Annotated in this window: 18 protein-coding genes; 14 read left to right on the forward strand and 4 right to left on the reverse strand. The window is 48.0% G+C overall.

Annotation, left to right across the window (positions count from 1 at the left end; all coding sequences use genetic code 11):
- Window positions 1-50 precede the first annotated feature (50 nt).
- The 3 genes from nadD to X919_RS0102650 are packed head-to-tail and all read right to left on the reverse strand — an operon-like array spanning window position 51 to window position 2,177.
- Window positions 51-674 carry a nicotinate (nicotinamide) nucleotide adenylyltransferase gene (gene nadD, locus X919_RS0102640; protein WP_028898906.1) on the reverse strand — a complete coding sequence of 208 codons (624 nt, stop codon included), beginning with the start codon at window positions 672-674 and terminating at the stop codon, window positions 51-53.
- Window positions 671-1,288 carry a guanylate kinase gene (gene gmk, locus X919_RS0102645; RefSeq protein ID WP_028898907.1) on the reverse strand — a complete coding sequence of 206 codons (618 nt, stop codon included), beginning with the start codon at window positions 1,286-1,288 and terminating at the stop codon, window positions 671-673. Before gmk ends, nadD begins: the two co-directional genes overlap by 4 nt.
- Window positions 1,289-1,298: 10 nt before the next feature.
- Window positions 1,299-2,177 carry a YicC/YloC family endoribonuclease gene (locus tag X919_RS0102650; RefSeq protein WP_028898908.1) on the reverse strand — a complete coding sequence of 293 codons (879 nt, stop codon included), beginning with the start codon at window positions 2,175-2,177 and terminating at the stop codon, window positions 1,299-1,301.
- Between the two features lie 87 nt (window positions 2,178-2,264).
- Between X919_RS0102650 and tsaB the strand changes: the two genes are divergently transcribed.
- From tsaB to X919_RS0102685, 7 genes are all read left to right on the forward strand, one after another.
- Window positions 2,265-2,957, forward strand: a complete 693-nt coding sequence (gene tsaB, locus X919_RS0102655) for a tRNA (adenosine(37)-N6)-threonylcarbamoyltransferase complex dimerization subunit type 1 TsaB (protein WP_028898909.1) — start codon at window positions 2,265-2,267, stop codon at window positions 2,955-2,957.
- 2 nt (window positions 2,958-2,959) lie between these two features.
- Window positions 2,960-3,559, forward strand: a complete 600-nt coding sequence (locus X919_RS0102660) for a DUF4290 domain-containing protein (protein ID WP_028898910.1) — start codon at window positions 2,960-2,962, stop codon at window positions 3,557-3,559.
- 9 nt (window positions 3,560-3,568) lie between these two features.
- Window positions 3,569-4,879, forward strand: a complete 1,311-nt coding sequence (gene murA, locus X919_RS0102665; protein ID WP_028898911.1) for a UDP-N-acetylglucosamine 1-carboxyvinyltransferase — start codon at window positions 3,569-3,571, stop codon at window positions 4,877-4,879.
- Window positions 4,872-5,393 (forward strand): ribosome maturation factor RimM, encoded by a 522-nt coding sequence (gene rimM / locus X919_RS0102670; RefSeq protein ID WP_028898912.1) that lies wholly within the window; start codon window positions 4,872-4,874, stop codon window positions 5,391-5,393. Before murA ends, rimM begins: the two co-directional genes overlap by 8 nt.
- A gap of 20 nt (window positions 5,394-5,413) precedes the next feature.
- Window positions 5,414-6,580 carry a 1-deoxy-D-xylulose-5-phosphate reductoisomerase gene (locus X919_RS0102675; RefSeq protein ID WP_028898913.1) on the forward strand — a complete coding sequence of 389 codons (1,167 nt, stop codon included), beginning with the start codon at window positions 5,414-5,416 and terminating at the stop codon, window positions 6,578-6,580.
- Between the two features lie 39 nt (window positions 6,581-6,619).
- A complete protein-coding gene (gene rseP / locus X919_RS0102680) occupies window positions 6,620-8,005 on the forward strand; it encodes an RIP metalloprotease RseP (protein WP_028898914.1) in 1,386 nt (461 codons plus the stop codon).
- Window positions 8,006-9,163: 1,158 nt separating this feature from the next.
- Complete coding sequence (locus X919_RS0102685) at window positions 9,164-10,297, forward strand: DUF6261 family protein (RefSeq protein ID WP_028898915.1); 1,134 nt, start codon at window positions 9,164-9,166, stop codon at window positions 10,295-10,297.
- A gap of 93 nt (window positions 10,298-10,390) precedes the next feature.
- On the opposite strand, the gene X919_RS0102690 is transcribed toward X919_RS0102685, so the two are convergent.
- Window positions 10,391-11,767 carry an MATE family efflux transporter gene (locus X919_RS0102690; RefSeq protein ID WP_028898916.1) on the reverse strand — a complete coding sequence of 459 codons (1,377 nt, stop codon included), beginning with the start codon at window positions 11,765-11,767 and terminating at the stop codon, window positions 10,391-10,393.
- A gap of 218 nt (window positions 11,768-11,985) precedes the next feature.
- Here X919_RS0102690 and X919_RS0102695 point away from each other — a divergent pair, with 218 nt between their 5' ends.
- The 7 genes from X919_RS0102695 to X919_RS0102725 all read left to right on the forward strand — a co-directional run bounded on the left by X919_RS0102695 (window position 11,986) and on the right by X919_RS0102725 (window position 24,254).
- Complete coding sequence (locus tag X919_RS0102695) at window positions 11,986-13,596, forward strand: beta-N-acetylhexosaminidase (protein WP_028898917.1); 1,611 nt, start codon at window positions 11,986-11,988, stop codon at window positions 13,594-13,596.
- 312 nt (window positions 13,597-13,908) lie between these two features.
- Complete coding sequence (locus X919_RS0102700) at window positions 13,909-14,805, forward strand: sirohydrochlorin chelatase (RefSeq protein ID WP_028898918.1); 897 nt, start codon at window positions 13,909-13,911, stop codon at window positions 14,803-14,805.
- 30 nt (window positions 14,806-14,835) lie between these two features.
- Window positions 14,836-17,868, forward strand: coding sequence for a SusC/RagA family TonB-linked outer membrane protein (locus X919_RS0102705; RefSeq protein WP_371212583.1), 3,033 nt, complete (start codon window positions 14,836-14,838; stop codon window positions 17,866-17,868).
- Window positions 17,869-17,877: 9 nt separating this feature from the next.
- A complete protein-coding gene (locus tag X919_RS0102710) occupies window positions 17,878-19,263 on the forward strand; it encodes a RagB/SusD family nutrient uptake outer membrane protein (protein ID WP_028898920.1) in 1,386 nt (461 codons plus the stop codon).
- Window positions 19,264-19,279: 16 nt separating this feature from the next.
- Window positions 19,280-20,500 carry a DUF4929 family protein gene (locus X919_RS0102715; RefSeq protein WP_028898921.1) on the forward strand — a complete coding sequence of 407 codons (1,221 nt, stop codon included), beginning with the start codon at window positions 19,280-19,282 and terminating at the stop codon, window positions 20,498-20,500.
- A gap of 14 nt (window positions 20,501-20,514) precedes the next feature.
- Entirely contained in the window at window positions 20,515-23,367 is a 2,853-nt protein-coding gene (locus tag X919_RS0102720; protein ID WP_028898922.1) for a M16 family metallopeptidase, read from the forward strand.
- Window positions 23,367-24,254 carry a ChaN family lipoprotein gene (locus tag X919_RS0102725; RefSeq protein ID WP_028898923.1) on the forward strand — a complete coding sequence of 296 codons (888 nt, stop codon included), beginning with the start codon at window positions 23,367-23,369 and terminating at the stop codon, window positions 24,252-24,254. Before X919_RS0102720 ends, X919_RS0102725 begins: the two co-directional genes overlap by 1 nt.
- The last annotated feature ends 335 nt before the right edge of the window (window positions 24,255-24,589 follow it).

The raw sequence follows: 24,589 nt of genomic DNA on the forward strand, positions 1-24,589 counted from the left end.
GCTTACGTAAGCGAAACGTTGTTGAGGACAATGTGGCGACACCGGTGGGGCTATTGGCCCTGTTGCTGAAACAATTGCCGGTAATAGGCCACTACTTTCTCTTCAATTTCGGGCTTTACCATGCTCCGTATGGGCATGCCCTGACGAATACAATGGCGAATGTCGGTGCTGTTGAAGGGATAGAGTGGGGTGTTGGTGAGTGTGACATGGGGCGGCAGTGTGTTGGGGTCGACAATGTGATGTGGTCGTGGATACACCATGATGGGATAGCGGCGCAGAATGTCTTCGTGATGATCCCAATGGGAAAACGACAGCCAGTTGTCGGCACCCATGATGAGTGTAAAGTCCTTGTCGGGATAGGTGGCCGACAGTTCGCACAATGTCCGATAGGTGTAAGATGGTTTGGGCAGGTGGAATTCAAAGTCCGAGACGACAAGTCCCGGTTCGTTCTCGAGCGAAAGGCGTGTGAGTTCTAATCGTTTTTCATTGTCTAAGAGGTCGCAAGCCTCTTTTTTAAAGGGATTTAAGGGTGACACTACAAACCATATCTCCTCTAAGTAGGTTTGATTTAGCAGCTGTCGAGCTAAGGCAATGTGCCCTAAATGAATAGGGTTGAACGAACCGCCAAAGATACCAATGTGGTGGGTTTGGGGTGGCGTGGAGGATGGCTTCATGGGGTTGCAAGGAAGGTTTTGAGGCGTTGATAGGTCTCTTCTTTGGCCGTTTCTAAATCGTCATTGACAATGATGGTGTCAAATCGGGGCGCAAATGTTAGCTCGTATTGGGCTTTCTGCAACCGCTGTTCAATCACTTCGGGCGCATCGGTGGCACGTCCTTCCAACCGTTTTCGCAATGCAGCTATCGAAGGGGGCTGCACAAAGAGGCTCAAAGCCTGCGCGCCATAGAACTGCTTGATGTTGCAACCACCTTTCACATCAACATCGAAGACCACGTTCTGCCCTGCGGCGAGTTGCTGCTCTACCTGCGATTTCAACGTGCCATAGAAGCGATTGGCATAGACCTCTTCATATTCTAAGAAGGCATCGGTAGCAATCTTAGCTTTGAATTCTTCTGGCGAGAGAAAGAAATATTCCACGCCATGCTGCTCGGTTCCTCGTGGTGGACGGCTGGTGCACGAGATGGAGAAATGCAGATTGAGTTCAGGATGCTCATGCATGAGCCATTGCACGATGGTGCTTTTACCCGATCCCGATGGTGCACTGAAGATGATGAGCTTGCCTTTTTGCGGGTTGCTTTGGCAAGGACAGTTGTGGTTTGCTTCGGTCATATAGGATATTTTAAAGTACGTTGAGCACTTGCTCTTTAATTTGTTCCAATTCGTCTTTCATCTTCACCACAATGTTTTGCATCTCGGCCTGGTTGCTTTTGCTACCTGTAGTGTTGATTTCGCGTCCCATCTCCTGTGCAATGAACCCCAATTTTTTGCCTAAGCCGCGGCCTTCCTCGCGCATGGTTTCACGGAAATAGTGCAGATGGTTGGTCAAACGCTGCTTCTCTTCGCTGATATCCAACTTCTCGATGTAATAGATAAGCTCTTGTTCTAAGCGATTCTTATCGTAGTCAACGCCAGGGATTTGCTCCAACCCTTTGACAATATTCTGTCGTATCTTCTCGACACGACTCTTCTCATAAGGCTCTATACTCAATAATAATTGCTCGATATTATCAACCTTTTCATTGAACTTTTGTTGCAGCGCCCGACCTTCTTGTTGGCGGAAAGCTATCAGATGGCTAAGCGCTTCGTGAATGGCTTGCTCGGCAGCAGCCCACTCTTCGCGCTCTAACTGCTCTGTTTCTGTTTTTGTGGTCACGTCGGGGAGACTTAATAACGTGCCAAACCAGTCTGTGGGCTCGGGAATGTGACTCTGTTGTGCGATTTGCTTGATTTGCTGATAATAGTTCTCTATCAAGGCACCATTGATGGAACAGGCGTCGATAGCCGCATCTTTCTCAATCCAAATGGCAAAATCAATCTTGCCACGCTCTAATTGTTGCGCCACCAATTGGCGGATTTCCATCTCCTTCTCTCGGTATAAAGGTGCTATCCTTGTTGACAAATCTAAATTCTTACTGTTAAGCGATTTGATTTCAACATTTATTTTTTTCTCCCCATAGGTTCGCACAGACTTGCCGTACCCTGTCATTGATAATATCATAATGCTACACGTTAAATTTCTGCAAAAGTAGCAATTTTGGAGGGAAAAAACGTAAATTTGCACCCTATTTAGAATATATTTATCATTATGTCGTGTATTTTGAGCATTGAGACGAGTACGAATATCTGCTCGGTGGCCATGAGCAATGATGGCGAATGTATCTTTAATCAGGAAAATCATCAAGGCCCCAATCATAACGAAATCTTAGGAACTTTTATCGATGAGGCTTTGACGTTCATAGATACACGCAACATAAAGTTAGATGCAGTAGCGGTGAGTAGTGGTCCAGGGTCTTACACAGGCTTGCGCATTGGCACGTCGATGGCAAAAGGCATTTGCTATGGACGCGATGCTAAACTCATTGCAGTTCCCACCTTAGAGCTGTTAGCTGTCCCAGTATTGTTGGGCGAGCAAGTGGCTGAAGACGATGCGTTGTTGGTGCCTATGCTTGATGCACGCCGCATGGAAGTGTATGCGCAAGTGTTGGATAGAGCCTTGAAAGAGGTGCGCGGCATACAGGCTGATGTGGTGACCGCTGACACTTATCGTGAATTTTTAGACGCACATGAGGTTTACTTTTTTGGTAATGGTGCCTCTAAGTGTATGGACACCATAGCCCATCCACATGCGCATCTCATAAAAGATATTATGCCCTTGGCTAAGAATATGTTTCCCTTGGCCGAGAAGCGGTTAGCCGAAGGGCGTGTGGAAGATGTGGCTTATTTTGTGCCTTTCTATCTGAAAGACTTTGTGGCAAAGACACCAAAGAAATTGATTTAGCTATGAATATCGAAGGATTAGATTATAATACACAGCGCGAACAACTCATTTTGCCTGAATATGGGCGTGAGATTCAGAGTATGGTTGACCTTTGTGTAGGGTTGGAGAGCCGTGAAGAGCGGCAAGCTTGTGCTGAAACCATTGTAACTATCATGGACAGAATGTTTCCACAGAATCGTGAGGATGCTGACTATCAGCAGCGGTTGTGGGATCATTTAGCTATCATGAGTCGTTTTCAGTTGGACATTGAGTGGCCTTATGATATTAGTGAGGCGCGGAAGATGAGCGCAAAGCCGGCTCCTATCGCTTATGCCTCGCGCGACATCCCCGTGCGCCATTATGGCAAGATTATCTTTGAGATCTTTGATAAGTTGAAGACGATGGAGCCCAGTGAAGAGCGTGACGCATTGGTAAGGCTCACAGCCAATCAAATGAAACTGGACCTGATGGCCTGGAGCCATGGCTCTTGTGACGATGAAAAGGTTGCTTCAGACTTAGCGAAGTATACAGATGGGCGGATACAGCTTGACTTAAACACATTCGTTTTCGATAAGATTGCAGAAAGGCCATCGGGAACAGGAGCGAAGCGTAAAAAGAGGTAAGCGCTGTTTATGGAGTCGTTTATCATAGAAGGGGGACGCCGCTTAAAAGGAACTATTACGCCTCAGGGCGCTAAGAACGAAGCGCTTGAAGTGATCAGTGCTACGTTGCTGACGGCTGACCCCGTGCGCATTCAGAATATTCCCGACATTTTGGACGTCAATAACCTCATCAAGTTACTTGCTGAGATGGGTGTTACAGTGACGCGCCATGGGCAGGGCGACTATACCTTTCAGGCTGCCGCGCTGAACTTGGCCTATTTAGATAGTGTCGAGTTTGTGCGCAAGTGCTCTTCATTGCGTGGTAGTGTGCTGATGATAGGCCCGTTGTTGGGACGTTTCCATCGTGCGACAATAGCCAAGCCGGGAGGGGACAAGATAGGCCGCCGTCGTTTAGACACTCACTTCTTAGGATTTAAGTCGTTGGGCGCTGTCTTCGTGAAAGACCCCCAACGCGACACTTATCAGTTGCGTGCCGAGCAGCTAAAAGGCTGTTACATGCTGTTAGATGAGGCTTCAGTTACTGGGACGGCCAACGTTATTATGGCAGCAGTGACAGCTCAGGGCACCACAACCATTTACAATGCCGCCTGCGAGCCCTATATCCAACAGCTTTGCCGCTTGCTCAATCGTATGGGCGCAAAGATTACAGGCGTGGCGAGCAACCTGCTCGTTATCGAGGGTGTTGAGCGCCTGCACGGTACCAGTCACACGATATTACCCGACATGATAGAGGTGGGGTCGTTTATAGGCATGGCTGCAATGGTGGGCGATGGTGTCCGCATTAAGAACGTCTCGGTCGACAATTTAGGTATTACGTTAGATGCCTTTCGCCGTTTAGGTGTTCGCATCGACGTGGACGAGGATGATTTGTATATCCCCAAGCAAGCACACTATGTTGTAGAGTCCTTCATGGACGGCACGATAATGACTTTAGCCGATGCGCCGTGGCCGGGCTTGACGCCCGACTTAATATCGGTGCTGCTGGTTGTTGCCACACAAGCACGCGGTTCTGTGCTCATTCATCAAAAAATGTTCGAGAGCCGTTTGTTCTTTGTCGACAAGCTCATCGATATGGGCGCGCAAATCATTTTGTGCGACCCTCATCGCGCTGTTGTGGTGGGGCACGACCATCAGCTGCGTCTTCGGGCAGGTCGAATGAGTAGCCCCGATATCCGTGCAGGCATAGCATTGCTCATTGCCGCGATGAGTGCCGAGGGGATTAGTCGCATCGCTAACGTTGAACAGATTGATCGCGGTTATGAGAACATTGAACAGCGGCTCAACGATTTGGGCGCTTCTATCATCAGGGTGAATGATTAAGCAAGACGAAGTTTATCGCATTGGACGCTTAGGGAAAGTGCACGGTGTGAAGGGTGAACTCACCTTTCAAGTAGAAGACGATGTCTTCGACCGGGTGGAGGCCGACTATTTGATTCTCGACATGGATGGCATCTTGGTGCCCTTTTTTATGGAGGCTTATCGATTTCGCAGCAGTGAGAGTGCGTTGGTGACCTTCGAGGGTGTTGATACCGCCGAGAAGGCACAAGCTTTGGTGGGACGCGAGGTGTTTTTCCCACGTGCGCTCTCGGATAGCAGCGATGACAGCGTGTCGTGGAACGAAATCTTAGGCTTCTCAGTGATTGACGAAGCAACCCAGCAACGGCTCGGAACGCTACAGCACATCGACACCACGACCGCTAACCTGCTCTTTGAGGTCGAGACCGAAGCCGGACAGACACTGCTGCTGCCAGCGCACAGCGACCTCATCCATCATGCCGATATGGACGCGCGTACCATTCGGATGGCTATCCCCCACGGCCTACTCGATTTATAGAAATTGAAAACAACGAAGCAATGAAGAAACAACAAATATGTATTCTTGGAAGCACTGGTAGCATTGGCACACAGGCACTCGACGTCATTCGGCAGCATCGCGACCGCTACGAAGTGTATTGTCTTACTGCTCATCGCCAGGTAGAGCTGTTGGCGCAGCAAGCACGCGAGTTTCAGCCTGCTGCCGTGGTCATCGCCGACGAGAACCACTACGAGGCATTGAAGGCTCTGCTGGCCGACTCACCCGATATCAAGGTGTATGCTGGCGCCGCCGCATTGGAGCAGATTGTCACTGCCGACCCCATCGACATGGTGTTGGCCGCAATGGTAGGTTTTGCGGGCTTGTTGCCCACCATCAACGCCATTAAGGCCAAGAAAAAGATATGTTTGGCCAATAAAGAAACCTTGGTCGTCGCTGGCGAGCTCATTTGTAGTCTCGCTCAGCAGCATCATGTGCCCATTCTTCCTGTCGATAGTGAGCACAGCGCCATCTTCCAGAGCCTTGTAGGCGATGCTGATGCGAGCATCGAGAAGATTTTACTCACTTGCTCGGGCGGTCCCTTTCGTCATTTCACCCCCGACCAACTGAAACACGTTACCGCAGCCGACGCCCTGCGGCATCCCACTTGGAGTATGGGCGATAAAATCACCATCGACTCGGCAACACTCATGAATAAAGGCTTCGAGGTTATCGAGGCAAAATGGCTATTTGGCGTGGAAGCTTCACAGATTGAGGTGCTCATCCATCCGCAGAGCATTGTGCACAGTGGCGTACAGTTCGTCGATGGCAGCGTGAAGGCCCAGTTGGGTGTGCCCGACATGCGGCTCCCCATCCAGTACGCCTTCTCCTTCCCCGAGCGTCTGCCGCTCCAGGGCGAGCGCTTAGACCTCTTTGCGCAACAAAAGTTGGAGTTTTTCCAACCCGATGTGCAACGGTTCCGCTGTTTGGGTCTGGCCTATGAGGCTATCGAGCGTGGCGGCAACATGTCTTGCATCCTCAACGCCGCCAACGAAGTGGTAAACGAGGCCTTTCGCAACAACCTTTGCTCATTCCCCGACATGGCACGCACCATTGAGGCAACGATGGCGGCAACTACCTTCGAGGCACAGCCCTCGCTCGAGGCGCTCCTGCAAACCGACACCGAGGCACGTGCCATCGCACGCGAACTGCTTGGGGCAACGAAGTAAGAACATATAACAACAACATAATACAACCCTATTCAGAATATGGAAATAATATTGATTAGAGCCTTGCAATTCATGATGGCCATCTCATTGTTGGTGCTGTTGCACGAAGGCGGCCACATGTTCTTTGCAAAACTATTCGGCATAAAGGTAGACAAGTTCTACGTGTTTTTCGATGTGGGCATAGGTAAGTGGACAGGCAGCCTATTCCGTTTCAAACCCAAGCATAGCGACACCGAGTATGGCATCGGATGGTTGCCTTTCGGTGGCTATTGCAAGATTGCTGGCATGGTGGACGAGAGTTTCGACACCAAGCAATTGGAGAAGCCGGCCGAGTCGTGGGAGTTTCGATCGAAACCCGCATGGCAGCGTCTATTGGTGATGATTGGCGGTGTGACGGTTAACTTTCTGTTGGCACTCGTCATCTATGCGATGATTATGTTTGTATGGGGTGAAACCTATGTCCCCATGCGCGCCATGTCGCAAGGTATGGAGTTCAACGCCATGGCTAAGAGCTATGGTTTCCGCGATCACGATATCCTCGTGGGCACTGAGAAGGGAGCGTTTAAGGATTTTAGTGCCGACATGTTCCGCGACCTTTCCGAAGCCCATCAAGTAAGCATCGTCCGCGATGGCAAGCCCATGCAATTGACCCTGCCTGGCGATCTCAACCTCTTGGATATGATCAAGTCCGTGCCCGTGTTTTGTCGTCCCTACCTCCCAGCGCGTGTCGATTCGGTCATTCAGGGTGGCCCCGCCGCCAAGATTGGTTTGCAAACTGGCGATAAGCTTGTGGCGGTGAATGGCAAGGCAGTGGCTTCGGCCAACCAGTTCCTCGACGAAATGAGCCGGTTAGCTGACGAAATGGCTGCAGTAAGCACCGCGAAGGATAGCCTGAAGGTGCGCACGGTGCAGTTGGTGTGGCAGCGCGGTGAGCAGATAGACAGTGCCCACGTAGTGCTCACGCCCGACCTGAAATTGGCCATCGCATTCCCATCCATGGGCACACTCTATCAGCCCGTGCACCAACGCTACAGCCTCCTGGGTAGTATTCCCGCCGGCGTGAGCTATGGCATTCATGTGCTGAAAGGCTACGTCAGCGACCTGCGTTATATCTTCACCAGCGATGGTGCGAAGAGTTTGGGCGGTTTTGGGTCTATTGCAAGCCTCTTTCCCTCATCGTGGGACTGGTATGTGTTCTGGAAAATGACCGCTTTCCTGAGTATCATGCTTGCCTTTATGAACATTCTACCTATCCCAGCGTTGGACGGTGGCCACGTGTTGTTCCTTCTTTACGAGATGATCACACGGCGCAAGCCATCCGAGAAGTTTCTCATCCGTGCAGAGTATGTGGGCTTTGCTCTGCTCATCGTGTTGCTCGTCGTTGCCAATCTAAACGATGTGCTACGCTGGCTGGGCTATATATAAGCAGATTAATTTTTTCTAATAAGTGTAAGTTGGGTGCTCATCGTGAGGTGAGCACCCAATGCTTTTTAGTGTGGCAGTGGTGCAGGGAATTCATGGCGGTTGGTAAGAGCTGTGTCTGTATGGCCAATTGTGCTGTCCGCCAAAGGCGCAGCCATCGGTAAATCTGAATATGAAGAGAAGAGTCCCTATGCCTTTAGTGGGTGGAGGGCCATGGTGAGGTGAGCGTGTGTCTAAGTGTAGATAGATATATTCTGCTACGAGGGCGTTCGGGTGAGCACACAGGTCTTGTTCATACCATTTGGTCTGAGAGAATTGTTATAAAGGCGATTGGAATATAGAATGTGTTATCGCTGCATGGATAAGGGCTATGGTGCTCATGGTTCATTTTAGGTTAAGGTTTGATAGCACACATTCAGTGTATAGTGGCATAAATGTTATAACTCAATTGAATGCACAGGGGTTTATGTTGTCGGTTGTGTCCTATTATATATAAGGTAGTGCCGTTCTATCTATTGTTTGGTACTAACTTGGGTGAGGGTAGTGTCGTTCTATCTATTGTTTGATACTACCTTGGGCGAGGGTAGTGCCATTCTATCTATTGTTTGGTACTAACTTGGCGAAAGTAGTGCCGTTCTATCTATTGTTTGGTACTACCTTGGGCGAGGGTAGTGCCATTCTATCTATTGTTTGGTACTAACTTGGCGAAAGTAGTGCCGTTCTATCTATTGTTTGATACTAACTTGGGTGAAGGTAGTGCCGTTCTATCTATTGTTTGGTACTACCTTGGGCAAAGGTAGTGCCATTCTATCTATTGTTTGGTACTAACTTGGCGAAAGTAGTGCCGTTCTATCTATTGTTTGGTACTAACTTGGGTGAGGGTAGTGTCGTTCTATCTATTGTTTGGTACTAACTTGGGCGAGGGTAGTGCCGTTCTATCTATTGTTTGGTACTAACTTGGGTGAGGGTAGTGTCGTTCTATCTATTGTTTGCACCCTATTTTGGGTAGCGAGACGCGTTTTAAGATAATTTTTCATTTCGAATAGCAAAAAAAGTGTTTAAAAAGTTGGAGCGTAATAATCTTTTCTCTATCTTTGGGGCATCAGTAGCGTGCTACCGATATGATAAAAAGAAACTATTAATCCATAAATATTAACAAATATGACTAAGCCAAAACCTTTTGAGCTCCCGGAACTTATCTCGTTTGAGGGAGTTAATCATGGGATTTTTCGCGGCGCATTGCATGCCGAGTTCCTTCGTACACAGTATGATTTGGTTAATGCAGCCGACAAGACAAAGTTGGGTATCAGTGATGAATTGATGAAGGCCTGGGACGAGCAGATAAAGCTCGAAGACGAGGTGAACAAGCGCGTGAACAACATGGCACTCACTGAGCAGAGTAATGAAAAGAACTTAGAACGCGATGGCTATATCTCCACGCTGTTCGGCATGGTGAACTCTCAGCGCTTCAATCCCAACAAGGAGATTCATAAAGCCTATAAAACGCTTGCCGACGTGGTGCAGACCTATCATGGCTTGCAGAATGAGAGCATGGATGAGAAGACAGCGCACATTCGCGGTTTAGAGATTGACTTGGCTAAGCACACTGCAGAAACGGCAGCGTTAGGTGTGAATGCCACTATCGCGTCGCTCCACCAGTCAAATGAGGAGTTTCGCATGCTACGGCATAAGATACTGGCGCATGAGGCCGATACCGCATTGCCTCGGAGCAGAAGCATCCGTAAACGCAACGATCAATTCTTTAAAGTGGTGTGCCGCATCATCGAAGTGGCCCATTATCAGTCTACCGTTGAGGCCGACAGGCAGGCCATCGTTGAGTTGGTGGACAAGATGAATCGGGCGGGGAACAAATCGCGCACCACGCACACAGCGAGTGCAGCGCAGCAAAAGGTGGCCTCGGCCGAGGAATATGAGAAGATTAGCAAGTTGCTGCAGCCCTTATATGCCGCTTTTGAAAGGGAGAGGGGCATGGCAGCTGGAACATTGGCCTTTACCGGACATCGGCGCAGCAAGAATAAACATTTGATTTATGAACTCTCGGTGGGCGACACAAATCAATTGCTGTGGGTGCGCATTAGCAAGGACCATTTGGTTGAGGTGAAAGCGCCTGCAGGGGCCGCGAAAGAAGCGCGCGACAGCCACAAGTCCTCTAAGCCCAAAGGAAGGAAGGCACCCGAGACGGGGACGGACGATTCTGCAGATAAACCCTCGGGGAAGCAGGACGGAGAGAACCCGAAAAACCACGGGAGTGTGGATATAAAGCCAAAAGAATAAGGAGGAGATTCCACGAGTTGGACTTTGTAACTCAAGGTAATTAACTTTCAAGGGGCGGAGCTGTAGTGATTACACCTCCGCCTCGCCTTTTGTTTAAACTTGCTTGAATTGATGCTTCCGCAGTCGGCGCAAAAGCCAAAAGAAAGCAGGAATGAGGAAGACATCGGCCATGCACCAAGCCACAGGATCGGCATAGCAAACCCCCAACCAGGCTAAAGCAGGCACCATCCACAGACTCACGCCACAACGGGCGATCATTTCCATCACGCCGCTCATGAGGCTGAGGTTGCTGTAGCCTAAACCTTGAATGCTGTAGCGCAGGATGACGAGCACACCCAATGCAGGATAGAACCAGTTAGCAATGCGCATGAGCTGAGCGGCATGAGCAATGACCGCGTGCTCGCCTGCATTGACAAAGAGCGCCATCATTTCATCGGCAAAAGGATAGATGAGGGCTACGGTGAAGACAAAATAGACCAGCATCATGCCCATGGCGTCGCGTACGCCAATCCTTATGCGGTCGATTTTCCCTGCGCCAACGTTCTGTCCGCAATAGGTAGCCATGGCGACGCCTATGTTCTCTAACACACAGGTGAAGAGATATTTAATGCGAATGGCTGCCGTGAACGAGGCCACATAGATTGTACCGAGTGCATTGTTAGCGCTTTGCAGCATGATGATGCCAATGGCAGTGATGGAGAATTGCAACCCCATGGGCACACCGTTGTTAAGCAAGATGCTTATCTTCTTATTGTCGAAGGCCCGCTCGTTTCCTTGTGGCACAAGGATGGTCATGCGGTGCCGGATGAATCGCCAGCACAGCCATGAGGCAAAGGCCTGGCTCAGAAAGGTGGCAATCCCGGCACCTTCAACGCCCATTCTGAAGCCGAGGATGAGCACCACATCGAGCAGAATGTTGAGCACCGATGAAATGATGAGGAAGTAGAAGGGTTGTTTGGAATTGCCCAATGCCCTGATTTGCCCGGCATAGAGGTTGTAAGCGATGGTAAAGGGGATGGTGCAGAACTGCAGGAAAAGAAACACGTAAGCATCGTGGAAGATGTCGGCTGGTGTGTTGACGAGTTTGAGAATGCGGTCGCACAGCGCGCACGAAAGCAATGTGATGACCACGGCCAGCACCACAGCAATGCGTAAGGCATTGCTCACATAACAGCGCATCTTGTGGTAATCGCCGGCTCCAAAGGCCTGTGCTACGGGGATGGCGAAGCCCGCACACGAACCATTACAGAAGCCCATAATGAGGAACATGATGCTGCTCGACGCGCCCACGGCCGCTAATGCACCTACACCAATCCAGCGCCCCACGATAGCAGCGTCGATAATGAGATACATCTGTTGCAGGATGTAGCCTAAGATGAGTGGAATGGCAAAGGTCAGGATGGCGCGCGACGGTGCACCTGTAGTCATATTGTTGGTAGGGAGTGAGGTTGGAGTTGTTTCCTTTGTCATTTTGTAATGGTGTGAAAATATTACTCGTTTCGGTGGAGTAGGGAGCGTCTGCCCGCGCTTCATCATGGCGCAAAAGTACTAAATTTCACCTAATCTGCTACCAAGATGCATGTTTTTTCATGAAAAGGGTGTGGAGATATTATTTTTTTCGTATATTTGCACTCGCCGTCTACTAACAAGTAACTAACGCAATTCATTTAATCATATAAACAAAAGACATGAGAAAAATTCTACTATCCGTAGCAATGGTGATGGCATCTTTAGGTCTTCAGGCTGCAGATGCAAACTATCAGGTTGTTCCTCTTCCACAGAACATTTCGTTGGAGAAAGGTGCACCATTCGTTTTAAGTGGCAACACAGCCGTGTTGGTCGAGGGCTCTGATGAGGCTATGCAACGCAACGCCGCATTCTTAAAGCAGTTTGTACGTGAAGCGACTGGTATAACGCTGGCTGGAACAGGCAAGAAAGGCACTACCATCACGCTGAAGCTGAACAATAAGATAGCTAATCAGGAAGGCTATGTCATCACAGTGAAGCCGCGCGCTATCGTGATTGAGGGAAAAACACCCCAGGGCGTATTCTATGGTGTTCAAACGTTGCGCAAGTCGTTGCCAGTGGAGCAAACTGCAACCGTCAATTTGCCTGTAGGTAAGGTTGCTGACTATCCACGCTTTGGCTATCGCGGTGCTATGCTCGACTGCGCCCGTCACTATTTCAGTGTACCTTTCGTCAAGGAGTATATCGACGTGTTGGCTTTGCACAACATTAACACCTTCCACTGGCACCTGACCGAAGATCAAGGCTGGCGTGTAGAGATTAAACGCTATCCCAAGCTAACAGAAATAGGCTCGAAACGTGCGCAAACAGTGATGGGGAACAACACCGAGCTTTATGATGGCGTTCCTTATGGCGGTTATTACACCCAAGATGAGATGCGCGACATTGTGAAATATGCCGCTGAGCGCTATATCACTATCATTCCTGAAATAGATATGCCCGGTCACATGCTGGGTGCGTTGGCTGCCTATCCTGAATATGGCTGTACGGGCGGTCCCTATAAGGTGGCTGAGCGTTGGGGCGTGTTTGACGACATACTCTGTGCAGGTAATCCTAAGACCTATGAGTTCGTCAATAACATTCTCGATGAGTTGCTCGACATCTTCCCCTCAAAGTATATCCATCTTGGCGGTGATGAGGCTCCCCGCACGCGTTGGAAGGCTTGTCCTCGTTGCCAAGCAGAAATCAAGCGCCTGAACCTCAAGGGTTCGAATGGCTTTTCAGCGGAAGCACAATTGCAATCGCATTTCATGAATGTTATTGCACAGCATTTGGCTACTAAGGGGCGCAACATTATTGGTTGGGATGAGATTCTCGAAGGCGACGTGGCTCCTGGTTCAACAGTGATGAGCTGGCGTGGCATAGATGGTGGTATGGAGGCAGTGAAGCGTGGCTTGGATGCCATCATGTCGCCCAATACCTATTATTACTTAGATTACTACCAGACCAAGGCGCATCGCTTGACACTTATCGGCGGTGACCTTCCGGTGGAGAAGGTTTATAGCTATAACCCTGTGCCCGACGATGCGTCAGAGGCGTTGAAGCAACATGTAAAGGGCGTGCAAGTGAATCTATGGACTGAATATGTCATGGGTCGCGACCTCGCACTCTACCAGCTTCTACCACGCTTGGCTGCTATGGCAGAAACAGGCTGGACAGAGAATGCCAAGAAAGATCTGAATTCGTTCAAGCAACGTGAAAGTAAACTCAATCAGCTTTACCATCATTATGATTGGAAGGCTTGCCAAGAAATGTTCAAAGAGAAAAAGTAGTTTGTAAGGTTTTTTAGAATTCTGAGCGGTGGCGTTGCGATAACTCCATCGCTCTTTCTTTTTATGAAGCGCGGCACATGCTATCCCTTTTTTGTTACTGCACGCGCCCAGCACGTAATGAAAAGAGGCATTGCACTTAAATATGGGGATAGAAAGCTGCCTCTTTCGATGAAAAGTGAGAGAAGGCTGTGTTATTTTCATCATTTGTAGGTATTGCAACCAGTTATGATTTGTTATAATTTTGCACAGAAAATGTTGCCTTACGTGCAGGTAGGCAGCTTAGGTTTAGGATAAAATTAATCATATAAGAAGATGAGAAAGAAAATCATGTTGATGTTGGCCATGTTTTTGATGGCATGGTCGGGCGTACAGGCTAAAACGGCATTGCTGATTGTAGCGCATGGGTCGCCTATGGAATCGTGGCGCAAGCCTGTTCTGGATTTAGAGCCCTTAGTGAAACAACAATTGTCCAATGGCAAGTTGAAGGGCATCGAGATCGTGAAGGTAGCACTTATGGAATATACCGAACCTTCGGTAGCCTCGATGGTTAAGGCTTGTGAATCAGAAGGTGCCGATAGCATCTTTGCATTGCCCATCTTCATTGCTCCGTCGGGACACACCGAGGAGGATCTTCCCAATATCTTGGGACAGAAGTATAATCCCTATGTGCGCGAGGAATTGGCCGAGGAAAAGACTGAAATGGTGCATACACGCGTGCCCATCGTCTTGGGGCCTACGTTCTATTATAGTTATGTGTTAGAAAAGAGCATGCTCGATCGTATTCAGAGCTTATCGAAATCACCCACTAAAGAGGCTGTGATTTATCTTGCCCACGGCGATGACGAACGCATAGGCTTTTGGAAAGAGATGCTTAAAAACGTGGATCAATACACCAAGGAACACACAAAGATTGATTATGTGGACCACGCACTCATTGAGATGGGACATGACTTTGGTAAAGAGCTCATACCCTTACTGGCTAAAGCAGCACAGAGGAAGCAGCGCATCATAGTGCAAGGTATCTATCTGACATCAGATGTGAAACGCATGGCCGACCGTCACAAGATGGAAGATGTGCAGCGTGACTTGGTGAAGAGAACTGGTGTAGAGATTGTTTATAGCCCCGATGGCATATTGCCAGCCTCAAGTGGGCGAGTTGTTGACTGGATTGTGGCGCAGACCCAGCAGTGGTTATCCAGTAAGCGTTAGTCGGATAGGCGTATGAAGAAGTTCGCCATGATGAGCCTTTTGGCCTTGATGTGGATCTGTTGGGTACCGCAACAGAGTGCTGCCGAAACGCGCAAACTCTATGGTTACGTTACCGATGTAAACAACGAACCCCTTGTGGGGGTGAGTGTTCGGGTCTATCGTACGGCATATGTTACAGTAACCGATGCTAAAGGTCGCTATCAATTGGGTGGCGATTGGGCGAGGGGGGCAACAATCTTGTTCACGTATATTGGTTACAAACCGCTGAAATTACAAGACGATGGGCGAGAACGAATGGATGTGAAGATGGAGGAAGCTGCCACGGGAATAGGAGAGGTGGTCGTGAAAGCCAAGAGTAACATCAACGCTATCGACCTGCGTTCGAAAGCCGGAATCGTGGAGAACGTCGATATCAAACGGCTCAATGAGAAGCCCATGATTGACCTCGGGCTTGCACTTCAGGGTATGATCCCGGGGCTGAATGTCATAAACCAGGGCGAATTGGGTACCGCTCCTCAGATTCGCATTCGTGGCAACTCATCGTTCCGGCGCGGTAATGTGAGTAACGAACCATTGTATGTGTTGGACGGAAAGATTATCTCTGCCGAGACGTTCTATAACCTCAACCCACAGGATATCGCCAGCATCAAGGTGTTGAAAGATGCAGCTGCGGGGGCACTATATGGCATTAAGGCTGCCAATGGCGTGCTCGAAATCAGTTCGCAACACGGCTATCAAGGCAAGATGATCGTCACCTATGGTTTGGATGTGGGACTGACGTTGCGCGGAAGGCGAGGTGTTCGGCTGATGGATACCGACGAAAAGTTGGAACTTGAGCGGCTGTTGCAAAACCCTTCTGCACCGGGCTATCGCTACAGTCGCGACTACTATGAGCGCTATTATGCCACCGATCCCCATAAAGAGCAACTCATTGCCGAGGGAGAACGGCGCTTGTCGGCGCTCAGAGCGGTGCATACCGATTGGTTTAAAGAGCTCATCCGCAACAATTTCTATCAGAAACATAATCTCAGCATCAAGGGTGGAAGCGGCACAACAACCTATTATCTCTCGGGCAACTATGCCTATCAAGGCGGCCGAATTGCCGGGAACGACAAGCGCCGCTTCAGCATTCGGATGGGGTTAGACCAGCAATTAGGCAAGATGGGCTATCTCATGTTGGGCGCTACGGGCGGTTATGCCAAGACAAACACACCCAATGGCTCAACCTTCAACCCCACCTCGTTGGTTTATAACCTGAATCCCTACGAGTGGAAGACGGGTGAATTGTATTCCTACCCCAACCGCACTTACAGCGATTTGCTGTATCAATATCAGGCCGATGCGAGCGATAAGAATGCCGGTGTGGACGTGAACCTGACGCTCTCACCGTGGAAAGACCTGACACTGGCCTATGTCGCAGGGCTCGATTTCCTGCAAAACGACGGCCATCAGTTCACCCCTTCAACGGCTTATTCAGAGCAAAAAGGCGGTATTCCGGCAAATGCACGTGGCATATACCGTCGCACGAAAGGCACGACCACTAATCTGTCGAGCAATTTCCGCGCCACTTACAACCACGTCTTCGGTGGCGTTCATGATATAACGGTGGGCGCAAACGTCGACTATTACCTGTATAACTACGATGCAGTGGGCATCACTGGCTATGGTGTCGGCACCGTAGATGCGCCTTCAGCCATCAATAATGCGTTGCAAGGATTTCGTCAACCCGAAGTGAGAAACCCGAGAGACAAGAATGCGCAGATGGGTATTGGTGCCGTGGCGGGCTACACTTACAACACAATTTACGATCTTTATGCCACTTATAAGGCCGATGCGTCGTCAATTTTGCCGGCCAATAAACGCTGGAATGCAGCTTGGGCTGTTGGTCTTGGATGGACACCTACCAACTATTCCGGACTGAAAGACCTAAAAGCCTTGTCTAAATTGAACTTCAAAGTGGCCTATGGCGTGACGGCAAATCTCAATGGCGTGACATCTTCCAGCACCGTGGGCACTTTCATGTTTGGCGAACAAACTTACGAAGAGAGCCGGGCGCTCTCGTTGTTGTCACTTTATAACAAGGATTTGAAGGCCGAACAAAATAAGTCTTTAGACGTCGGCATGAACGTAGAGCTGTGGAAACGAGTCACGTTGGATGTGAATTGGTATAACCGTCGCACCGATCAGGCGCTCTTGGATGTGCCGATTGCTACCAGTTCGGGCTTCTCTTCGTTGAAGCGCAACATTGGTGTTTTGCAAAATCAAGGCATCGAAGTGGGACTCAACGGGCGGATATGGGATAGCTTTGACTGCCGTTTGACCGTCGGAGGCAACATTGCTTACAACAGCAATAAGGTCATAAGCCTTTATTGGACCGATAAACTCTACTTGGATGAGCAGTCGGTTGTGCCCAATTATGAGGTTGGAAAATCCTACGATATGATTTATGGTGTCCATTCGTTGGGCATCAATCCACTCACCGGTTATCCTGTGTTTCTTACGCCCGATGGCCGTGAGAAGCAGGGAACAGAGCAGCTGACGCGCGACGATTTCGTTGCCTTGGGTCACCTGACGCCCCCTTATTCGGGCAGCTTCTATGCCAACTTCTCCTATAAGCAGTTCGATTTCGATATTTCTTTCTATTATGTGTTGGGTGGCAAACAGCGTTTCAACTATCAGTATGTGCGCAACAGCGATAATGCCAACTATAACGCAGTGGCCGGACAAACGGCAAAGATGTGGTTTAAAAGGGGCGATGAATACAAAACGTATTGGACACCTTTCTATACACAAAGCGTTGCGGAAAATAATCTTGTGCTCTATTCCAACTCGCGCACGGTGGGTAACAGCAACTATTTAAAACTCTCAAGTTTCTCCATGCGCTATCGCATTCCGTCGCGTTGGCTCCATCGTGTGATGCCTTTGGTGCAATATGCCAACGTAGGATTGCTGGGCTCGAATCTCTTTACGTGGACCAACTACAAGGAGTCCGACCCTGAAAGCGGCACCTTGGCAGGCACCATGCAACCCGTTTTCACTTTTCATCTCAACTTAACATTTTGATAAGAGACAATGAAACAACATCTACCGATATTCAAAAGTGTGGCCATCGGTGTGCTTTCAATGGCTTTTGCCGCATGTAATCTGAACATACCGCCGCAAGATCAGTTCTCCGATCCCGATGCCATCAAGACGGTTTCGAATGCAAGGTCGCTTTTAGCTTCGGCCTATTTGGCCTATCCCCACGAAGAATATGCGTTTTCTTTGTTGGGCAACGATTTTGTTCCGACCTCGCTTTCGATAAAAGATATCTCGTCATTGCACCTTTATAATTGGGACGACCGCGAGATAAGCAAACTTGCGCCTACGCTTTGGCAAGGCTATTACAATGTCATTGCACAGTGTGATGCTTTGCTTGAACGCATGCAAGCCGTCGAAACGCAAGGGCAAACAGAGGAAACCGAGAGACAAGCCATTATTGCCGAAGCCAAAACTTTGAAGGCTTTGAGCTATTTTCAGCTACTTCGTGTGTTTGCACCGGCCTACGATTTAAATCCCGAGGCACTGGGCATCGTTTTGAAAACGCAGCTTGGCATCGAGGATAAGCCACGCGCTTCCATCCGCGATGTCGTGGCTATGATACGCCGTTTGCTGACCGAGGCCGTCCAAACGCCGCACGATCCGGAACGCAATGGCTGGCTCTCTCAAACAGCTGTGCAGTATCTTTTGGCCGATTTGGCGCTTTATGCGGGCGACAACGAAGCGGCCATCACCTACGGAAAAAGTGTTCTCGGCAAGAGCAACGATGCTTATTTCACCCCCGACGGCATCAACAGCCTGTGGCAATCCAACAGCTATTCGGGGCGCATTTTTGCCTTCAACATCCACACTTCCTATTATGCCGGCATTCAAAGTAGGGCCCGAGAAGGAGATTATTTCTGCCTCAATCCACAGTTAGACTACGTGGCTTCGGATGTCCGTCGTGCCTCTTTCGTCTATCCCTTTGTGATGGATGGCACCGGCAGAACGCTCTTCGGCAAGTATAACCGGGCCAACAAAACCAATCAAGCCATTGGCTATATCAACACGATGCGCTATGCCGGCGCCTATTATATCGTTGCCGAAGCCTATTGTAGAAAGGGGGATACCGAGGCTGCACGCACGCTGATGAATCATTATTGGCATTGCATTGGTGTGGCCGAAGCACCTGCCGGCACCTCTAATCAAGTGCTTTTGCAACTCATTCTCACCGATAAGCAACGCGAGTTTGCCGGCGAAGGCGTCAACTTCTTCGACCTCAAACGCATGCATCTCGCTGCTTTGCCTCGCCAAACGCAGTGGGGCACCGGCACGAGCAACACCATTTCGACCGGCGATTACCGCTGGTGTTTCCCCATTCCGGTATCGGAATATCGTTTCAACCGCGTAGAACAGAATGCCGGTTGGCCTTCCAATTAAACGAAAAAACAAACAGATGAAACATATATTGAATACGCTTCTTGCAGCTATAGCATGCGTTTTGGCAGGCTGTCAGGCACAAGATGCACCCCAAGAAACCATGACCAATGGTGTGGAATTGACCATTCCGGGCAACGCAATCCTGTCAGAAGACGACACAGCAAGCATCTTTGTGCATGCGATGATTGCCTTTGCGCCTCAGCAACGCGAGTCCGTAAAATTGTCTTTTACAGGCAATGAAAAAGGCATTTTGCATGCCGATAGTGATGAGTTAGTTTTCAATCCAGGGCAGAAAGAAGTGGTCTTCCGTGTAAAATCAAATGGAAAGCATTTACTTGCAGCACCTCAAGTAGTGACCATGCAAGTGGCTTCGGCCTCCAATCCGCTTATCAAGGGTTTTGGAAAAAGTGCTCAAATCACGATGAACCCCGATGCTGACGTGCCGATTCTGACGCCAACACAGCTGCAATTGATAGCTGATGTGCAGACAAAATATGGTATCAATATGATCCGTTTACTTGGGAAAATACCCGTAGAAACCACTATCACATTCAATAACGATGATAAGGAGGGCTTTTTCCAAGGGCAAGCACAACGCGTTTACAAAGGGTATAGTGTGATAACGTTGAGCGATGATGCCACAGTTGACCATCCCAAACTGAAACTTTTGAGCAACCCTATGGGATTAACCACCTTCTTATATGATGTGTTGAAGCGCAAAACAGTCGACGATAACGAGTTTTTTATGAATACCCCCTATGGAAAGGCGGCCGTGAAAGCCATTCATTACGACGAGCGTAAGGAGACTTTCGAGGCATCTTTGGATGGGATTGCCTTCAATCCCGTGAGCAAAGCCGTCACCTTTGTGGGCGAGAAAGAAGATGTTTATGGCGACAGAGTGGCTGGATTGCCTTTTGTTTACAATTACTCTGCATGGAACAGGTTGTTGAAAGAGAAAGCAAAGGGTACCCTTGTCGAGATTGAAGAAGATGGAAACTTGGTGGGTTATACCATCGATGATGACTTCCTGATGATGGGAGGATCACTGGATCCCAATAAATTTTTGGGCGTAAGTGCCATTGATAGAGATACTTTCGGTCATAGTCCAACTGACTGGGTTGCCCCTTCGGCATCGATTGATTTTGAACAGGGTAAACTTTCATTCACGTTCCCATGGGACTTTGCTGATGGGAATGGTTATGAACAGGTGCATGTTGTTTATACTTTACATCGTTAAACAAGGAGAATGGCATGCAGGAAAAACTGATTAGACATACTCTTTTCTGGATAATTGTACTCGGACTCCTATTTGTTGGGAGAGCTTTTGCTATACCTTGTTTACGCATTAATCAATATATCACCCTACCCAATGGTACTGTTGAGGGATACTTGGATAATGGATTGCGTTATATAATCTTGCCCAACGAATTGCCAAGGCATAATATAGAGGTGAGAATGGTCATGAATGTGGGATCTTTACAGGAGGAGAATGACCAGCGAGGAGGTGCACATTTCTTAGAGCATAGTGCCTTTATAGGAAGTAAGCACTTTCCAAAACGGGCTCTGATTGATTATTTTGAGCGACAAGGTATGAAGTTTGGACGTGACATCAACGCCTTTACGGGCTTTGATCGCACAATCTATTGGCTCTCTTTGCCTTACCATTCACAAGATAAAGCACTGTTAGATTCCACTTTCTTGGCTCTTCGTGATTGGCTGTGTGGCCTGACTTTTGATGATGAACGCGTGAAAAAGGAACGTGGAGTTATTGCAGAAGAACTCAGAAGCTACCAGCAAAATGACGACTTCTACAAATTGAAAATGGGGCAAAATCGCTATGCTGACCGCATACCATTGGGTACAGAACAAGACATTAATAGTATTGATAGTAACCGCTTAAAAGCTTTCTATCAGCGTTGGTACACGCCATCTCGGGCGACTGTGCTTGTCGTGGGACAGGTGAATGTAGCAGAAGTGGTTGAAAAACTACGTAAAACGTTAGGTACAATCCCTGCAAAAGCAGATAAAAAGGCATTCAAACCGCTGCCGATGACCTATGCTAAAGGAGCTGCCTGGATGCAGTTGCCCGATAGCATGCAGCGTGAAAGTAAGTTGGAAGTCATCATCCCACATTCTACAATCGTTGAAAGGCTGTTGCCTGAAGTGGTCAAAAAGCAACAGATGCGTATGTTGGTGCAATGTCTTTCTGAGCGCCTTGCAGCTGATAGTGTAAGGTGTAATGTGTCAAATGATTGGTATTTAGCAGACAAAGATCATTTTGTTTTCTCACTGCGTGGTAATTCTCCGATTCAGTTAGCACAGCAGTTAGCTGCGACTTCCTATGAATGTCATCGGCTGTTGCAGTGTGGCGTGGAGGGAAATGAGTTGCAACAGCTGATTGATATGCGTCTTGCTCATTTGCAACCTGATACAACACAGCATCTTTCTTCTGATTTATGTGATGATTTTGTAGATTATGTCATGGCAGGAGATCGTCCTCTTTGGCACCCAAGGGATGTGGAGTGGGTGCGCAATCAGGTGAAAATGACAACGAGCATACAGCTACAAGAGTGTCTAAAAAGTATTCTTGAAGCTATGAAACGCAGTCGGTTGTATGCCTATACTTACGCTGTTGATAGTACAAAAGCTACTGCTTTTGATGTTAAACAGGCAGATAATGCGTGGAAAAAAGGCTGGAAACGTTCCATAAAACCTTATGTTTTTCATTCGAAAAAAGAGGCAAAAGAAGATACCATTAGTCTGCCCTTGTGTTTGAAGCAAATACCAAAGATGGCAAATGAAAGTATTAAATACAGCAAGAAATGGCCAGAACTTGGCGTTGAAGAGATACAGCTGGCGAATGGAGTGAAGTTGCTTGTGCGTCCAACCTTAGAGGAAGACTCCACACTTTACCTTGCTGTTATAGGGCGAGGGGGAACGGCAGACCTTGCTGCTCAACAGCAATTAAAACTTCATGATGCTGTAAGTTATGTTGATATGGGTGGCTTAGCCAAGGTATCGAGCGACACTTTATTGAGCATAATGACACAGCAGCAGTTGTCGATGACGGTGGGTGAGGATGCGTATTGGTACCAGTTATTGGCTTCTTCGCCTGGGAAGCATGCGACAGCACTATTAAATCTCGTTTACGAAAAAATGTGTTTCCCAGGCGTTAACCATGAAGATTTCGTCGAAACAATAGCTTCTGAGCAGGAAAATTTAGGAAAAGAGACACTCTTAGACAAGCTCTTGGCGCACGATGCTGACCGATTAATGACGAACACGATTGACTCGTTAGTGGGTAATGGAATAGTCAATAGTGAACGATTGCTTACAAAAGCTACGCTGAAAGCACTGGATATAGACTCCTTAACTCATTATTATAAGCAGTTGTTTGGCAATCCAACAGGGCTCACTGTCATTCTAACGGGTAACTTCAATGCTGGGCATGTGGTGCCGAAGGCAATTGCAATGTTTGCGCAACTCCAAGCACCAGCAACGCCATTGCCTTTGAACAATGTGCCTTTTACACCCAATAAGCAAGTCTATTCCAAAGGTTTTGAGGGTGGGAATGACCATCAAACAGTAGCTAACTATATCTTTTCGGGTAACTATGTGCCGTCACTTCGCGCCACGCTGGGTATGAAACTGATTCGCGATGTGTTGCAAGATCGTGTATTGAAAGTGCTCCGCGAGAGTGAAAATATTGTTTATTCGCCCTATGTAGACCTGTCATATAGTGGTGTCCCGCAGCAGAAATATCACTTCGTTATTAATCTTTCTTTGAAGGACGAGAATCGAAAGAGGGCTGAAATGTTGTTGCAAGAGATTATCAAAGATATCAAAGGACGGCCTATAAGCACTGGAGAACTCAACAAACTAAAGCGCTCTTTCCTTGTTACGAAAGATAAAGTGCTGAATGATAAGTCTCCCTCTGAATGGAAAACGGCATTGATTTCATTGGTGAAAAATGGTGAGTCATTGCAAGATTTCAATGATTATAGAGAATGTTTACATGGTATTACACCAGAAATGATACAGCAAATGGTGAATGAAATGTTTGAGTGGACCCACCGAATCGTTGTATATAAATCACAAAAATAATGAGAATATTAAAGAATTTACATTTAGTTTGCTGTGCTGTTATGCTGAGCATGGCAACTTATATGTGGGCTGAAAAACAGCCCGAAGCTTATCGTCTTTATGACAACAAGGGTAAATTGATCAGTTATGAACAGCTTGTTAAGAGTCTTTCTAAGGCGGATGTAGTTTTTATTGGCGAGATACATAACTGTGTTATCACCCATTGGTTGGAGCAAAAGTTGCTGGAAAGTCTTTACAATGTACACGGGTCACAGTTGAAAATGGGTTTAGAAATGTTTGAAAGTGACAATCAACTCATTTTGAATGAGTATCTTCAAGGGCAGATTACGGGTGAGCGATTTGAGGATGAAGCGCGCTTGTGGCCTAATTACAGTACCGATTACGCCGGCTTGATTGGCTTTGCGCGCGAGCATCACGTGCCTGTTGTTGCCACAAATGTGCCACGTCGTTATGCCACTGCCGTGAAAGACCATGGAATAGCTTATTTGGATTCGTTCTCAACTGAAGCAAAAAGTTACATGGCACCATTGCCTATCCACTTTCAATCGAATGAAAGTGTCGAGCAGGGCTTTGCACTCATGGGGATGATGGGGAAGAATAAAAATGCTAATCCTCAACGCATTGCCGAGGCACAAGCCGTCAAAGATGCTACGATGGCCTGGAGAATTGCTCAAAATCTGCCAGGAAAGTTGATTCATTTCAATGGGAATTTTCATTCAGACAACCGCGAGGGCATCATCCCTTATCTGTTAACATATAAGCCGGGGGTACGATATGTGGTGGTGAGAGCCGTGCGACAGGAAGATATTTCGCATTTGGATGAGGCTTATCAAGGCATAGCCGATTATTATATCTGTGTGCCAGAAGATATGGCAACGTCTTATTAAGGAGGGTGTTGGTGTGAAATTCTTAATCCACTCACGTTCAGTTGTGTTGATTCTAATTCTATTCCAGTTACTTATATTCCAAAATAGATATAGGTGTTTCTCTCTATTTTGTTGTATAAATCGAAAAGTTTCATTTTAGATATAGATTTTTTCTAAAAAGATTTGGAGTTTGTGATATTTTGCATTACCTTTGCACTCGCTTTTGAGGACAAAGGTTCTCAAGTAGCATTTTCTGCTCCTGTTGAAATGGGTGCGAAAATAAAGCGAGCGATCTTTGACAAGATTTTCATAGACAGAGAAGTAGTACAAGAAGCGAGTGCTTGTTTTCGAAAGGA

This window comes from Prevotella sp. HJM029, from assembly GCF_000599605.1.
Classification (GTDB): domain Bacteria; phylum Bacteroidota; class Bacteroidia; order Bacteroidales; family Bacteroidaceae; genus Prevotella.